The organism is Usitatibacter palustris (assembly GCF_013003985.1).
In the GTDB taxonomy this organism is placed as follows: Bacteria; Pseudomonadota; Gammaproteobacteria; order Burkholderiales; family Usitatibacteraceae; genus Usitatibacter; species Usitatibacter palustris.
Genome location: NZ_CP053073.1, coordinates 3,944,296 through 3,958,808, shown reverse-complemented (window position 1 = coordinate 3,958,808; position 14,513 = coordinate 3,944,296). Strand labels below are relative to the sequence as shown.

The following is a 14,513-nucleotide window of genomic DNA, read 5'->3' as shown; positions in this document are numbered from 1 at the left end:
GTGCGCGGAAAGTGAGGAGAGGGGGTCGGGAAAATGCGAAGAAGCGATTTGAAATTTTAGCTGGAATGGCGTCACTTATCCACAGCGACAGAAGCCCTTGAATACAATGGCGCAATGGCGCTGAAAGGCCTAATCCGCTATAATTTTGTGCTTTTCGCGCGCGGTAGCGCCTATTTAAGGATCGATATGAAACGCACCTTCCAGCCCTCGAACGCCCACAAGAAGAAGACGCATGGATTCCGTGCTCGGATGAGCACGGCCAGCGGCCGCGCGGTCCTCAACGCCCGGCGCGCCAAGGGCCGCAAGCGCGTCGCGGTCTGACACCGATGTCGCGTGGCGCGCGCAAGGAGGGCCTCTCCCGGCGCCACCGCTTCACGGCGCAGGGGTCTTTCGGCCCCGCCCTACGCAGCCCGCGCAAGGCGCGCGGCACCCGGTCGCTAGTCCACGTTCTTGCAGGTCGCCCCGGCGTCTCCCGCCTGGGCATTGCGCTGTCGCGTCGCGTGGCGCCTTCGTCCGTCCATCGCAATCGCATCAAGCGGGTTGTTCGCGAGCTCTTCCGGCGCCATGGCGCCAAGGCAGCCGGCCTCGACCTCGTGGTCGCCTTTCGCGATCGCGTCGACAAGGTCTCCTCCGGGGAACTTGCCCGCGAGATTTCCGGCCTGCTCGACCAGGCGCTGGAAAAGGCCCCCCGCTGAAATGCGTGCGGTCCTGCTGGCCCTCATCCGGGCTTATCAGTACTTGCTGAGTCCCTGGTGGGGCCGGCAATGCCGTTTCGTTCCGAGCTGCTCGAACTACGCCGTCGAGGCGATCGAGCGTCACGGCGCGGTGCGTGGATCGTGGCTTGCCACGCGCCGCATCCTCCGCTGCCACCCCTGGCATCCGGGCGGGTTCGACCCCGTCCCCTGAACTGAAGACCCGCCAACATGATGGACACCCAGCGCCTTATCGCCTTTGTCGTGTTTTCGTTCTCCGCGCTCTTGTTGTGGGATGCGTGGCAGAAGCACAACGCGCCGAAGGCGCCGCCCGCTCCGGTTTCGGCCACCGCGCCGATCGGCACGCCGACCCCTTCGACCCCGCTTTCGACTTCGCCCACCACGTCGTCCGTGCCCGGGGCTCCCGCGACGGCGCCGGTCCCCGCAGCGGCGGCAACGGTGGCCTCCGCGACCGCCGTGTCGGGCGAAGCCATCGTCGTGAAGACGGACATGTTCGAAGTCGAACTCAACACGATGGGTGGCGATATCCGGCGCGTGACGCTCCTGCGCGTCTTCTCCGCGCTCGATCGCACCAAGCCGCTCACGCTCGTGGCTCCCGATCCGAAGAATTTCTTCGTGACGCAGTCGGGCCTGCTGGGCGAGGGACTCCCGAACCACAAGGCGATGTACACCGCGTCGGCCAAGGCGTTCGCACTCGCTGATGGCCAGGACACGCTCGAGGTCACGCTCGTCGCGAAGGACGCGAACGGCGCGGAAGTCACGAAGCGTTTCGTCTTCAAGCGCGGCCGCTACGAGATCGACGTCTCGTACAGCCTGAAGAATGCGAGCGACAAGCCGCTCGCTCCCTTCGCCTACTTCCAGTTCCTGCGCGACAGCAATCCGCCGAGCCAGGAGGCCTCGCAGACCAACGCGTTCGTCGGCGTCGCGACGTTCACCGGCCCGGCCGTCTACACGGAAGCCTCGAAGTTCCACAAGGTCGACTTCAAGGACATCGAGAAGGGCAAGCAGTCCCACGACAAGAAGGCCAAGGATGGCTGGATCGCGATGATCCAGCACTACTTCGTTTCGGCGTGGGCACCGAAGGCGGGCGTGGAGCGCGAGTACTTCACCAACAAGATCGGCGACAACCTCTACACCGCCGGCGTGATTGTCCCCATGGGAGCGATCGCACCGGGCGCCAGCGCGTCGATCAACATGCCCCTTTATATCGGCCCGCAGGAAACCGACAAGCTCGAGAAGATCGCGCCCGGTCTCGAGCTCGTCGTCGATTACGGCTGGCTGCACATTCTCGCCGCGCCGCTCTTCTGGCTGCTCAAGTGGCTGCACGCGCTGCTGGGCAACTGGGGCTGGGCCATCATCGCGCTCACGGTGCTCATCAAGGCCGTGTTCTATCCGCTCAACGCCAAGGCGGGCCGCTCGATGGCGCAGATGAAGGTGCTCGCGCCGAAGATGGAGAAGCTGAAGCAGCTCTACGGTGACGACAAGCAGAAGATGAACCAGGCCATGATGGAGCTGTACAAGACCGAGAAGATGAACCCGCTCGGCGGGTGCCTTCCGATCCTCGTGCAGATCCCGGTGTTCATCGCGCTCTACTGGGTGCTGCTCGCCTCGATCGAGCTGCGCCACGCGCCATGGCTCGCGTGGATCCAGGATCTCTCCGCACCCGATCCCTACTTCGTCCTGCCCGTGATCTACGCGATCTCGATGTTCGTGCAGACCAAGGTCAATCCGCAGCCAGCCGATCCGGTGCAGGCGCGAATCATGTTGATCATGCCCATCATGTTCAGCGTGTTCTTCCTGTTCTTCCCCTCGGGCCTCGTGCTCTATTGGGTGGTCCAGAACCTGATCGGGATCGTGCAGCAGTGGCACATCAACCGCACGCTGGCCGCAGAAGCGCTGAAGAAGAACCGCCGGTAGGCGCCGGCGCCGAGACGATCGCCGCGATCGCGACGCCCGCGGGCCGCGGCGGCATCGGCGTCGTTCGCATCGCGGGCCCGCACGCGCAGGCGATCGCCAAGGCGGTGCTGGGCACCGTGCCCGAGGCGCGTCACGCAACACTTGGCGGCTTCCTCGCCGCCGACGGCGCGGTGATCGATCGCGGCCTCGCGCTTTTCTTTCCCGCACCCCACTCCTATACCGGCGACGATGTGCTCGAGCTGCAGGGCCACGGCGGTCCGGTGGTCATGCAGATGTTGCTGCGTCGCTGCGTTGATCTTGGCGCGCGCATCGCGCATCCCGGTGAATTCACGCAGCGCGCGTTCCTGAACGAGCGCATCGATCTTGCGCAAGCCGAGAGCGTCGCCGATCTCATCGATGCCTCGAGCGCGGAAGCCGCGCGCAGCGCCGCTCGCTCACTCGACGGCGAGTTCTCGCGGCGCGTCAACGCGCTCGTCGGCGCCGTCGTGGATCTGCGCATGCATGTCGAGGCGTGCATCGATTTCCCCGAGGAGGAGATCGATCCCGAGGACATCGAGGCACAGCGGCGCAAGCTCGCTGCCGCACGCGCGCAATGGAAAGCATTGCTCGCCGAGGCACGCCAGGGCGCAGTGCTGCGCGAAGGCCTCACGGTGGTTCTCATTGGTCGACCGAACGTGGGCAAGTCGAGTCTGCTCAACCGCCTTGCTGGAGAGGATCTCGCGATCGTCACGCCAATCGCGGGCACCACGCGCGATCATGTGCGCGCGACGATCAGCCTCGAGGGAGTGCCGATTCATCTCATCGATACGGCGGGACTTCGCGAGGGCGGTGACGAAGTCGAACGCATCGGCATCGCGCGCACGTGGAGCGCGGTGGAGAAAGCCGGCGCGGCGATCTTCATCACCGACGCGAGTGATGCGCCTCATTCGGATGAAGACGCGATCGTCGCGCGCTTGCCCGCGGACATGCCGCTCGTGCGCGCGCGAAACAAGATCGATCTAGCCGGTGGCGTCTCCGGCTCAGCACCGATCGGACGTGGGATCGGGCTATCGCTCTCGGCCAAGACGGGTGCCGGGGTGGACTTGCTGAGGGACTGGCTGCTACAAACAGCAGGTTGGCAGCCTCATGGGGAAGGCCTGTTCATGGCCCGCGAACGCCACCTGGTTGAGCTGGAAGCCGCGGGCCGTTACCTGGCCGAGGCGGGAAATGAATCACAAGTATTTGAATTATTTGCTGAAAATCTCCGCCTGGCGCAACAGGCGCTGGGCCGCATCACCGGAGAGGTCACTGCCGACGACCTCCTAGGCGAGATTTTCAGCCGCTTTTGCATCGGCAAATAGGGAGAGCAAGATGAAACGCAACATTCGAGTGGCAACCATCGCCGCAGTCATGCTGGCGTCCACCCTTCCGGCCTATCCGCAGGAAGCCTCGCAGCAGGTCCAACAGGCGTGCCGTCGCGTGGCGACCTACTACGCCCAGGCGATCATGCAGGCCAAGCGCGCCAACCAGGATCCGGCCTCGGCAGTCACGAAGGTCGCGGAGAGTTGGGCGGAGTCCGTCCTCAATCACATGCTGTTTGCCGCCTCCAAGTCGGACAGCATGACCGAGGCGGAGCTCGGGAGCCTCGGCTACAGCTACTGCGTCGCGCGCCGCCCCATGGGCTGAGCCCGACGTTCCACGTGAAACCAGCGTCCTGGGCTGCCAGCATCCTGGCCTTCCTGGCCGGCGGAGCATTGGCCCAGGGCGAGCCCGTCCATTTTCCCGGCGACGGCGTCGAGCTGACTGGACGCCTTTACCGCCCCACGGGCCCCGGGCCCTTCCCCGCGATCGTCCTGATGCATGGGTGCAGTGGCATGTGGCGCCAGGATGGCCGCGAGCCGACGACGGCCTATGACTTCTGGGCCGAACACTGGCGGGGACGCGGATACGTCGCGCTCCTCGTCGACAGCTTCGGGCCCCGCGGCGAGAAGGAAATCTGCACGCAGAAGAAGCGGCCCATCTCCCCCGCCCGGGACCGGCCCAAGGATGCCTATGCGAGCCTCTCCTGGCTCACACAGCGCAAGGACGTCCGCGCCGGGCATGTCCACCTCATGGGCTGGTCCAATGGCGCCATGGCGGTCCTGAACGCGATCCAGCCCGATGCTCCGGGGCGGACCAGCGACGGACCCCAGTTCCGTTCCGCGGTCGCGTTCTATCCCGGTTGCGCCCAGATCGGCTCCGACTACCGTCCCGTGGCCCCGCTCCTGATCCAGGCGGGAGCCGCCGATGACTGGACCCCTGCCCGACACTGCGAAGCCCTGGCCGCTCGCTCGAAGGACGGCAAGCCGGTAGAGATCGACGTCTACCCGGGCGCCCATCACGCTTTCGACGGCTATGGGAAGGTCCGCACGCGGTCCGACGTCAGCAATGCCGCGAGCCCGACCGGCTGGGGCGCGACGGTCGGGGCAAACCCGACGGCTCGCAACCAGGCCATCACCCGGACAACCGCCTGGGTCGCCGCCCGCGACCGCTGAATTCGCTGTTCCACGTGGAACAAAGCAGGGTCCCGGGGGGTCCTTTCCCGTAGAATTCGCGTCTTGGTTTTTCGGGCTTCCAGCGTGGATTTCCCCAGTCGTTTCGATGTGATCGTGGTGGGCGGCGGACACGCCGGCACCGAGGCGGCGCTTGCGTCTGCCCGGTCCGGCGCGCGCACGCTCCTGCTCACGCACGCGATCGAGACGCTCGGGCAGATGTCGTGCAACCCGTCGATCGGCGGAATCGGCAAGGGCCACCTGGTCCGCGAGATCGACGCGCTCGGCGGCGCCATGGCCATTGCCACCGACGAGGCCGGCATCCAGTTCCGGACCCTCAACGGGAGCAAGGGTCCCGCCGTTCGGGCAACCCGCGCCCAGGCCGACCGCGTCCTCTACCGGGCAGCCGTTCGTCGCCGCCTGGAAAACCAGCCGAACCTCTGGCTGTTCCAGCAAGCCGTGGACGACCTTATCCTCGAGGGCGATCGCATTGCCGGCGCGGTGACCTCCGCGGGCCTGCGCTTCCACGCCACCACCCTTGTCCTCACGGCGGGGACGTTCCTCGGCGGACGGATCCATGTGGGCCTCGAGAACTACGCCGCGGGCCGCGCCGGCGACCCGCCGTCCATCTCGCTTGCAGCGCGGCTTCGCGAGATGAAGCTTCCGGTTGGGCGTCTCAAGACCGGCACCCCGCCGAGAATCGATGGCCGGACGATCGACTTCTCCCGCCTCGAGGAACAACCGGGGGACCGGCCCGAGCCCGTGTTTTCCTTCCTCGGCGACCGCGCGATGCACCCGCGCCAGTTGAGCTGCTGGATCACCCACACGAACGAAAAGACCCACGACGTGATCCGCGGCGGCCTGGACCGCTCGCCCATGTTCACCGGGGTCATCGAGGGTGTGGGCCCGCGCTACTGCCCGTCGATCGAGGACAAGATTCATCGCTTCGCGGGCAAGTCGAGCCACCAGATCTTCCTCGAGCCCGAAGGGCTCGAGACCAACGAGTTCTACCCGAACGGCATTTCCACCAGCCTGCCCTTCGATGTGCAGCAGGCGCTCGTCCATTCGATTCCCGGGCTCGAGCACGCGCACATCCTTCGTCCCGGCTATGCGATCGAGTACGACTATTTCGACCCGCGCGGTCTCAAGTCGACTCTGGAGACCAAGGCGATCGCCGGACTGTTCTTCGCGGGCCAGATCAACGGCACGACGGGCTACGAAGAGGCGGCGGCCCAGGGGCTGCTCGCGGGGATCAATGCTGCATTGCTCGTACGGGGCGAGCCGGGCTGGTGCCCGCGTCGCGACGAGGCCTACCTGGGCGTCCTGGTCGACGACCTGGTGACTCGCGGCGTGGCCGAGCCCTACCGCATGTTCACCAGCCGAGCCGAGTACCGCCTCCAGCTTCGCGAGGACAATGCCGACCTGCGCCTGACCGAGACGGGCCGCAAGCTGGGTCTTGTCGACGACACCCGCTGGGGTGCGTTTTCCCGCAAGCGCGAGGCGATCACCCGCGAGACCGCGCGCCTGCGAACCCTTCACGATCCCCAGGGAAAGAGCTACTTCGAGCTCCTTCGCAGGCCCGATGTGAGCTACCACTCGCTCACTGAAATGTCTCAACAAAATCAAATAGTTGATGATTCAGCGGTCGTCGAGCAGGTCGAGATCGCCGCCAAGTATGCGGGCTACATCGAGCGCCAGAAGGACGAAGTCGCGCGCCAGGCCGCGCAGGAAAATACCCGGCTGCCGGTCGCGTTCGACTACGCGGCAGTCCGTGGCCTGTCGAAGGAAGCCGTGCAGAAACTGACCCAGCATCGACCCGAAACCATTGGCCAGGCCGCGCGCATCCAGGGCATCACTCCTGCCGCGATCTCGCTGCTCCTGGTCCACCTGAAGCGCCGCGCGGTCGCGCCGGCTGCGACTGCCACCGAGAAACTTGCATGACGCTGGAAGTACGGATTGCCGAGGGCCTTGCGGCGATGGGCCTCGCGTTGCCGGAAGGCGCGCCCGCGAAACTCGCCGAGTATCTCGAGCTCCTCGCGAAATGGAACAAGGTGCACAACCTTACCGCCGTGCGTGAACCCGAGCAGATGGTCGTGCTGCATGTGCTCGACAGCCTGTCCGTGCTTCCGCATGTCGCCAAGGCGCATTCGCTTCTCGATGTCGGATCCGGCGGAGGACTCCCGGGGATTCCGCTCGCGATCGCACGCCCCGACCTCGAGGTGACGCTGCTTGATTCGAGCCACAAGAAGGTCGCGTTCCTGCAGCAGGCGAAGTCGCAACTCAAGCTCGCGAATGTCACGCCCGTGTGCGAGCGCGTGGAATCGTGGAAGCCTGCGAAGCCTTTCGACGCCGTGGTTTCGCGCGCCTTCGCCGATCTCGCCGACTTCGTCGTGCAGGCGCATCACCTGGTCGCACCCGACGGCGAGATGCTCGCGATGAAAGGCGTCCATCCCTTCGATGAAATCGCCAAGGTCCCGGCAACGCACCGTGTGGCCGGCGTGGTCGAGCTCAGCGTGCCTTCGCTCGATGCCAAGCGGCACCTCGTGCTGTTGAAGGCCGCGTGATGGCCCGCGTCTTCGTCATCGCAAACCAGAAGGGCGGCGTGGGCAAGACCAGCGTCGCCGTGAACCTCGCTGCGAGCCTCGCCCACTACAAGCGGCGCGTGCTGCTCGTCGACCTCGATCCCCAGGGCAATGCGACAACCGGCAGCGGCGTCGACAAGTCGGGGGTGGACAAGACGGTCTATGGCGTCCTGCTCGACGAATATCCGGCGGCGCAGGCGCGCGTGACCTGCGAGGGCGGCTACGACGTGATCCCCGCGAATCGCGATCTCGCCGGAGCCGAAGTCGAGCTGATTTCGATCGAGCGGCGCGAGTACTGCCTGCGCGAAGCGCTCGCGCCGGTGCTCGCCGACTACGACTTCGTCGTGATCGATTGCCCGCCGGCATTGAACATGCTGACGGTGAACGGCTTCACGGCCGCAGACGCCGTGATCATCCCGATGCAGTGCGAGTACTACGCGCTCGAAGGCCTTTCCGACCTCGTGGGAACCCTGCGCAAGGTGCGGCAGAACCTCAACCCGGGTATCGAGATCGAGGCGCTCGTGCGCACGATGTACGACCCGCGCAGCACGCTCACGATCCAGGTCGCCGAGGAACTCAAGCGCCACTACGGCGACAAGGTGTTCGATACCGTGATTCCCCGCAACATTCGCATCGCCGAAGCGCCTTCGTTCGGCAAGCCCGTGCTGCTGCACGATCCCCTCTCCAAGGGTGCGCTGGCCCACCTCGCGTTCGCGCGCGAACTGCTGGGGCGCAACGGCATCAAGGTGGCGGCATGACGAAGCATCGCGGGCTGGGCCGCGGCCTAGACGCGCTGCTCGGCGCAAATCAGAAACCCAAGGGCGAGGAAGAGCTGGCGCAATTGCCGGTTACCGCGCTCAAGCCGGGCAAGTTCCAGCCGCGCACGCGCATGGACGACGCCTCGCTTGCGGAGCTCGCAGAGTCAATCAAGGCGCGCGGCGTGATCCAGCCGATCATCGTGCGGCCCGTCGACGATTCACAGTACGAGATCCTCGCGGGCGAGCGCCGCTGGCGGGCCGCGCGCATTGCCGGCCTCGAGCGCGTGCCCGCGATCGTGCGTTCCGTTTCCGACGACGCAGCACTCGGCATCGGCCTCATCGAGAACATCCAGCGCGAGGACCTGAGCCCCATTGAAGAGGCCAAGGGCCTGCGCCGGTTGATCGACGAGTTCCACATCACGCACGAGGAAGCGGCTCGCGCCGTGGGTCGCTCACGCGCAGCGGTCACGAACCTGTTGCGTCTGTTGGAACTCGCAGCGGCCGTCCAGGAGATGGTGCTCGATGGCCGGCTCGACATGGGTCACGCCCGCGCGCTGCTTTCGCTGGGCAAGGCCCGCCAGGTGGAGCTGGCCGAACGCATCATCGCGCTGGGACTCTCGGTCCGTGATGCCGAACGACTTGCGCAGGACGCGGGCGCCGCGCCGAAGGCCGGCGCGAAGCCGGGCCGCGCGAAGCTCGATGCCGACTCGCGGCGCCTGCAGGAGGAACTCTCCGAAGCGCTGGGCGCGACCGTGGCCCTCAAGCCGCGCCGTGGCGGACGTGGTTCCGTGGTCATCGACTACACGAACCTGGACCAGCTCCAGGGCCTCGTGCAGAGGCTCAAGCGGCGCTGAACGGTCCTTGCTGCGCCGCACTAATTTTTGACGCTCGCAGGGCGTAAAAGCTATAATCCTGCGGTTTTTGCCGCGGGTCTGCCCATGTTCGTTGGAGTCCGAAGCAGGCCCATCCGTACCGTCCTCCGGTGGCAACTCATTGCCACTGCCGCGCTCACGCTGACCGCTGCAGTGCTTTGGGGTGCGCACGGCGCTGCGTCAGCCGCGCTCGGGGGTTTGGTCAACGTCACCGCAGGCTGGGTGTCGGGGTGGATGGGAACGCGGCGAAGAATGCACGATGCCGGGGAAGCGCTCCGGACGATGCTCAGGGCCGAAGGAACGAAGATCGGCCTCATCATCGTCCAGTTCTGGCTGGTGCTCGCGAATTACAAGGAGATCGTGGTCGCGGGGTTCCTGACGACCTTTGTGCTCACGGTCTTGGTGTCCACGGCGGCGATCGCCGTGAAGGACACGCGGGGATAAGAGACTAGGAATCAGCGATGGCTGCGCAGAACCCTTCCGAATACATCGGTCACCACCTCACGTTCTTCACGAAACCCGTTGGCGAGGGCGCCTTCTGGTCGCTCAACGTCGACACGCTCATCGTGTCGATCCTGCTGGGCTTCGTGGGCCTCGGTTTCTTCTGGTGGATCGCCAAGGGCGCCACGGCCGGCATCCCGGGCAAGAAGCAGGCATTCGTGGAGCTGGTGTTCGGATTCATCGACGACCAGGTGAAGGGCATCTTCCACGGCGACCGCCACAAGTTCGTCGCACCGCTCGCGTTCACGGTGTTCGTGTGGGTCGTGCTGATGAACTCGATGGACTTCCTGCCCGTCGACATCATCGCGTGGTTCACGCACTTCGTCCCCGGAGCGGACCACGGCTTCCGCATCGTTCCGACCGCCGACGTGAATACCACGTTCGCGCTCGCGCTGTCGGTGTGGTTCCTGATGATCTTCTACGCGATCAAGGTGAAGGGCCTGGGCGGATTCATCCACGAGCTCTTCTGCGCGCCGTTCGGATCGAACCCGTTCCTCTGGCCGCTCAACTTCGTCTTCAACGTGGTCGAGTACGTCTCGAAGCCGCTGTCGCACTCGCTGCGACTCTTCGGGAACATGTACGCGGGCGAGATCATCTTCCTGCTCCTGTGGATGATGGCCACCGCCGGAATCGTCTGGGCGGGCGTCGCCATCGCCCTGGGCTGGGTCTGGGCCATGTTCCACATCCTGATCGTGCTGCTGCAGGCCTACATCTTCATGATGCTCACCGTCGTGTACATCCAGATGTCCCACGAAGGGCACTGACCTCTTTCAATCAACACAAGCCAGTCAATACCTCACCGAAAGGAAAGAACATGGACAAACTCGCACTGCTCGCCCAGATCCAGGCCTTCACCGGCATCGGCATCGGCCTCATCATCGGCCTGGGTGCGCTTGGCGCCTGCGTGGGTGTGGGCATCATGTGCAGCCGCTTCCTCGAAGGCGCGGCCCGCCAGCCCGAACTCATGCCGCAACTTCAGGCCAAGGTGTTCCTGCTGCTCGGCCTGATCGACGCCTCGTTCATCATCGGCGTGGGCCTCGCGATGTTCTTCGCGTTCGCGAACCCCCTGCTCTCCGTCATCAAGTAGAGCCCCACCCGGAAGGGACGCAACATGAATCTGACCCTGACGCTCATCGCGCAGGCCGTGGTGTTCGCGCTGTTCATCTGGGCGGTCGTCGCCTGGATCTGGCCGAGGCTGCTCGAAGCCATCGAGGCGCGCCAGAAGGCGATCGCCGACGGCTTGGCCGAAGCCGAGCGTGGCAAGAACTCGCTCGCCGAGGCGAAGAAGGAAACGGACAAGATGCTCGCCGAAGCTCGCGCCCGTGCCCAGGAGATCGTCGCGCAAGCCGAGAAGCAGGCGGCCACGCGCATCGAGGAATCCAAGAGCGCGGCGAAGACCGAAGGCGATCGTCTCCTGGCCTCCGCCAACGCGCAGATCCAGCAGGAAGTGCAGTCGGCCAAGCAGCAGCTGCGTGAGCAGGTTGCCGCCCTGGCTGTCGCTGGTGCCGAGAAGATCCTCAAGCGCGAAGTCGATGCCAAGGCACACGCCGACATGCTCGGCCAGCTGAAAGCGCAGCTCTAAGCCATGGCCGAGCTCGTCACCGTCGCGCGCCCGTACGCGGAAGCCTCGTTCAAGGCCGCGCTGGAAGGCAATGCGCTGGGCCCCGTTTCCGACGGGCTCCAGATGGTCGCTGCCATCGCCAACGACGCGCAGATGCGTTCCGTGGTCACCAACCCGCGCGTGAACAGCCAGCAGAAGAAAGAGCTGTTCGCCGCCGTGGCGGGCACGGGCCTGCACGCGAACGTGACCAACCTCGTGGCCATGCTGGTCGATAACCACCGTGAAGTGCTGCTGCCGCTGATCTCCTCGCAGTTCGAGGAATTGAAGCGCGACCACGAGCGCGTGCTGCACGCGAAGATCACCAGCGCGCAGCCGCTTACCGATGCGCAGCGTTCCGAGCTCGTCGCATCGCTCGAGCGCCAGTACGGCCGCAAGGTCGAAGCCGAAGTCGACGTCGATCCGGAGCTCCTGGGCGGTGCCCGGGTCCAGGTCGGCGACCAAGTCATCCATGCATCCGTGCGCGACGCCCTGGCCCAGATGGCCGCGGCACTCGCGCGATAAAGAAGTCTCAGGAGCCTGCAATGCAGATCAACCCGTCCGAAATCAGCGAACTGATCAAGTCGAAGATCCAGAACCTCCAGGTCGCCGCTGAAAAGCGCACTGAAGGCACCGTGATCTCCGTCACCGACGGCATTTGCCGCGTCCACGGCCTCACCGACGTGATGCAGGGAGAGATGCTCGAATTCCCCGGCGGAACGATGGGCATGGCCCTCAACCTCGAGCGCGACTCCGTCGGCGCCGTGGTGCTGGGTGCCTACGAGCACATCTCCGAAGGCGACACCGTGAAGTGCACGGGCCGCATTCTCGAAGTTCCGGTGGGCCCCGAGCTCATCGGCCGCGTCGTGAACTCGCTGGGCGAGCCGATCGACGGCAAGGGCCCGGTCAACGCGAAGATGACCGAGCCGATCGAAAAGGTCGCGCCGGGCGTGATCGCACGGAAGTCGGTTTCGCAGCCGGTCCAGACGGGCCTCAAGTCGATCGACTCGATGGTGCCGGTCGGCCGCGGCCAGCGCGAGCTGATCATCGGCGACCGCCAGACGGGCAAGACCGCCGTCGCCGTCGACGCGATCATCAACCAGAAGGGCAAGGACCTCATCTGCATCTACGTCGCCGTCGGCCAGAAGGCTTCGACGATCGCGAACGTGGTGCGCAAGCTCGAGGAATTCGGCGCGATGGAATACACCATCGTCGTCGCCGCCTCGGCCTCCGACCCGGCCGCCATGCAGTACATCGCGCCCTACTCGGGCTGCACGATGGGCGAGTACTTCCGCGACCGCGGGCAGGACGCGCTGATCATTTACGACGACTTGACCAAGCAGGCCTGGGCCTACCGCCAGATCTCGCTGCTCCTTCGCCGCCCCCCGGGCCGCGAGGCGTATCCCGGCGACGTGTTCTATCTCCACTCGCGTCTTCTCGAGCGCGCCGCGCGCGTGAACGAGGAGTACGTGGAGAAGTTCACGAAGGGCGCCGTGAAGGGCAAGACGGGTTCGCTCACCGCGCTGCCGGTCATCGAGACGCAGGCCGGCGACGTGTCGGCGTTCGTGCCGACCAACGTGATCTCGATCACGGACGGCCAGATCTTCCTGGAGACCGACCTCTTCAACGCCGGCATCCGTCCCGCCATCAACGCCGGCATCTCGGTGTCGCGAGTCGGCGGCGCCGCGCAGACCAAGATCATCAAGAAGCTCGGCGGCGGTGTCCGTCTCGCGCTCGCGCAGTACCGCGAGCTCGCGGCCTTCGCCCAGTTCGCCTCCGACCTCGACGAAGCCACCCGCAAGCAGCTCGAGCGCGGCCGCATGGTGACCGAGCTCATGAAGCAGCCGCAGTACCAGCCGCTGCAGGTCTGGGAAATGGCGCTCACGCTCTTCGCCGCGAACAACGGCTATTACGACGACGTCGAGATCAAGAAGGCACTGGCCGCGGAGCGCGCGATGCGCGAGTTCATGAAGAGCAAGTACAGCGATCTCGTGAACCGCATCGAGTCGACCAAGGATCTCACCAAGGACGACGAAGCGAAGCTCCACGAAGCAATCAAAGACTTCAAGAAGAACGCTACGTACTAGCAGCGGGAACGGGGTTGGAACGGACACTTCGTGCCGTTCAACCCCAGCGAGCAGTGAAGCACCGTAGGGCTACTTCGGGAAAATAGGCATACCCAATGGCAGGTTCGAAAGAGATTCGCACCAAGATCAAGAGCGTGCAAAACACGCGCAAGATCACCAAGGCCATGGAGATGGTCGCGGCCTCCAAGATGAGGAAGGCCCAGGAGCGCATGCGCCATGCGCGCCCCTATGGCGACAAGATCCGCAACATCGCCGCGCACCTCGCGCATGCCAACCCCGAGTACCGCCACCCGTTCCTGATCGACCGGCCTGACGCGTCCAAGGATGTCGGCGTGCTGCTCGTTACGTCGGACAAGGGCCTGTGCGGCGGCTTGAACACCAACGCGCTGCGCCTCGTCACGAACAAGACGAAGGAACTGCAGGACGCGGGCCGCAAGGTGAAGTTCACGGCGATGGGCAACAAGGGCTTCAGCTTCCTGCAGCGCTTCGGCGGCGAAATCGTGTCGCACGTCGTGGGCCTGGGCGACCGTCCGCACCTCGAGCAGCTGATCGGGCCGGTGCGGGTGCAGATCAACCTCTACAACGAGGGCAAGATCGGCGCCCTCTACATCGTCTACACGCGCTTCATCAACACGATGAAGCAGGAGCCGGTGGTCGAGCAGCTGCTGCCGCTGCCGTCCGAGCGCCTGAGCCAGGACTCGCGCGCCATCCGCAAGAACTGGGACTACGTCTACGAACCCGACGCGAAGGTGGTCCTCGACCAGCTGCTGCGCCGCTACCTCGAGGCGATCATCTTCCAGGCGCTCTCGGAGAACATCGCGAGCGAGCAATCGGCGCGCATGGTCGCGATGAAGAGCGCGAGCGACAACGCGTCGAGCGTCATCGACGACCTCACCCTCGTCTACAACAAGTCGCGACAGGCGGCGATCACGAAAGAGCTTTCGGAGATCGTCGGTGGCGCGGCGGCCGTCTAACT

At 65.3% G+C, this 14,513-nt stretch carries 18 protein-coding genes; all 18 read left to right on the top strand.

Annotated elements, in window-relative coordinates; translation table 11 throughout:
• Nucleotides 1–186: 186 nt before the first annotated feature.
• The 18 genes from rpmH to atpG all read left to right on the top strand — a co-directional run bounded on the left by rpmH (nucleotide 187) and on the right by atpG (nucleotide 14,511).
• A complete protein-coding gene (rpmH, locus tag DSM104440_RS19190; protein WP_171165542.1) occupies nucleotides 187–321 on the top strand; it encodes a 50S ribosomal protein L34 in 135 nt (44 codons plus the stop codon).
• Nucleotides 322–326: 5 nt separating this feature from the next.
• Nucleotides 327–695 (top strand): ribonuclease P protein component, encoded by a 369-nt coding sequence (gene rnpA, locus DSM104440_RS19185; protein ID WP_171165541.1) that lies wholly within the window; start codon nucleotides 327–329, stop codon nucleotides 693–695.
• Nucleotide 696: 1 nt separating this feature from the next.
• Nucleotides 697–906, top strand: coding sequence for a membrane protein insertion efficiency factor YidD (yidD, locus tag DSM104440_RS19180; RefSeq protein ID WP_171165539.1), 210 nt, complete (start codon nucleotides 697–699; stop codon nucleotides 904–906).
• A gap of 17 nt (nucleotides 907–923) precedes the next feature.
• Nucleotides 924–2,630 carry a membrane protein insertase YidC gene (gene yidC, locus DSM104440_RS19175; protein WP_343034102.1) on the top strand — a complete coding sequence of 569 codons (1,707 nt, stop codon included), beginning with the start codon at nucleotides 924–926 and terminating at the stop codon, nucleotides 2,628–2,630.
• The gene (gene mnmE / locus DSM104440_RS19170) at nucleotides 2,576–3,970 is read left to right on the top strand and encodes a tRNA uridine-5-carboxymethylaminomethyl(34) synthesis GTPase MnmE (protein WP_171165536.1); all 1,395 of its coding nucleotides are present in this window, start codon (nucleotides 2,576–2,578) and stop codon (nucleotides 3,968–3,970) included. Before yidC ends, mnmE begins: the two co-directional genes overlap by 55 nt.
• A 10-nt stretch (nucleotides 3,971–3,980) precedes the next feature.
• The gene (locus DSM104440_RS19165) at nucleotides 3,981–4,295 is read left to right on the top strand and encodes a hypothetical protein (RefSeq protein WP_171165534.1); all 315 of its coding nucleotides are present in this window, start codon (nucleotides 3,981–3,983) and stop codon (nucleotides 4,293–4,295) included.
• Between the two features lie 170 nt (nucleotides 4,296–4,465).
• Entirely contained in the window at nucleotides 4,466–5,143 is a 678-nt protein-coding gene (locus tag DSM104440_RS19160) for a dienelactone hydrolase family protein (RefSeq protein WP_425509642.1), read from the top strand.
• Nucleotides 5,144–5,227: 84 nt separating this feature from the next.
• A complete protein-coding gene (mnmG, locus tag DSM104440_RS19155) occupies nucleotides 5,228–7,081 on the top strand; it encodes a tRNA uridine-5-carboxymethylaminomethyl(34) synthesis enzyme MnmG (protein WP_171165530.1) in 1,854 nt (617 codons plus the stop codon).
• A complete protein-coding gene (gene rsmG, locus DSM104440_RS19150) occupies nucleotides 7,078–7,704 on the top strand; it encodes a 16S rRNA (guanine(527)-N(7))-methyltransferase RsmG (RefSeq protein WP_171165529.1) in 627 nt (208 codons plus the stop codon). The genes mnmG and rsmG overlap by 4 nt, the downstream gene beginning before the upstream one ends.
• Entirely contained in the window at nucleotides 7,704–8,480 is a 777-nt protein-coding gene (locus DSM104440_RS19145; RefSeq protein WP_171165527.1) for a ParA family protein, read from the top strand. The genes rsmG and DSM104440_RS19145 overlap by 1 nt, the downstream gene beginning before the upstream one ends.
• Nucleotides 8,477–9,334 carry a ParB/RepB/Spo0J family partition protein gene (locus tag DSM104440_RS19140; RefSeq protein WP_171165525.1) on the top strand — a complete coding sequence of 286 codons (858 nt, stop codon included), beginning with the start codon at nucleotides 8,477–8,479 and terminating at the stop codon, nucleotides 9,332–9,334. The genes DSM104440_RS19145 and DSM104440_RS19140 overlap by 4 nt, the downstream gene beginning before the upstream one ends.
• 84 nt (nucleotides 9,335–9,418) lie before the next feature.
• A complete protein-coding gene (locus tag DSM104440_RS19135; RefSeq protein ID WP_171165523.1) occupies nucleotides 9,419–9,796 on the top strand; it encodes an ATP synthase subunit I in 378 nt (125 codons plus the stop codon).
• Nucleotides 9,797–9,813: 17 nt separating this feature from the next.
• Nucleotides 9,814–10,617 (top strand): F0F1 ATP synthase subunit A, encoded by an 804-nt coding sequence (atpB, locus tag DSM104440_RS19130; RefSeq protein WP_171165521.1) that lies wholly within the window; start codon nucleotides 9,814–9,816, stop codon nucleotides 10,615–10,617.
• Nucleotides 10,618–10,667: 50 nt separating this feature from the next.
• The gene (atpE, locus tag DSM104440_RS19125; RefSeq protein WP_171165519.1) at nucleotides 10,668–10,940 is read left to right on the top strand and encodes a F0F1 ATP synthase subunit C; all 273 of its coding nucleotides are present in this window, start codon (nucleotides 10,668–10,670) and stop codon (nucleotides 10,938–10,940) included.
• A 24-nt stretch (nucleotides 10,941–10,964) separates the two neighbouring features.
• Complete coding sequence (locus DSM104440_RS19120; RefSeq protein WP_171165517.1) at nucleotides 10,965–11,435, top strand: F0F1 ATP synthase subunit B; 471 nt, start codon at nucleotides 10,965–10,967, stop codon at nucleotides 11,433–11,435.
• Between the two features lie 3 nt (nucleotides 11,436–11,438).
• Nucleotides 11,439–11,975: a F0F1 ATP synthase subunit delta gene (locus DSM104440_RS19115; protein WP_171165515.1), complete on the top strand. Its 537-nt coding sequence runs from the start codon at nucleotides 11,439–11,441 to the stop codon at nucleotides 11,973–11,975.
• 20 nt (nucleotides 11,976–11,995) lie between these two features.
• Entirely contained in the window at nucleotides 11,996–13,537 is a 1,542-nt protein-coding gene (gene atpA / locus DSM104440_RS19110; protein WP_171165513.1) for a F0F1 ATP synthase subunit alpha, read from the top strand.
• A 95-nt stretch (nucleotides 13,538–13,632) separates the two neighbouring features.
• Entirely contained in the window at nucleotides 13,633–14,511 is an 879-nt protein-coding gene (atpG, locus tag DSM104440_RS19105) for a F0F1 ATP synthase subunit gamma (protein ID WP_171165511.1), read from the top strand.
• Nucleotides 14,512–14,513: the final 2 nt, after the last annotated feature.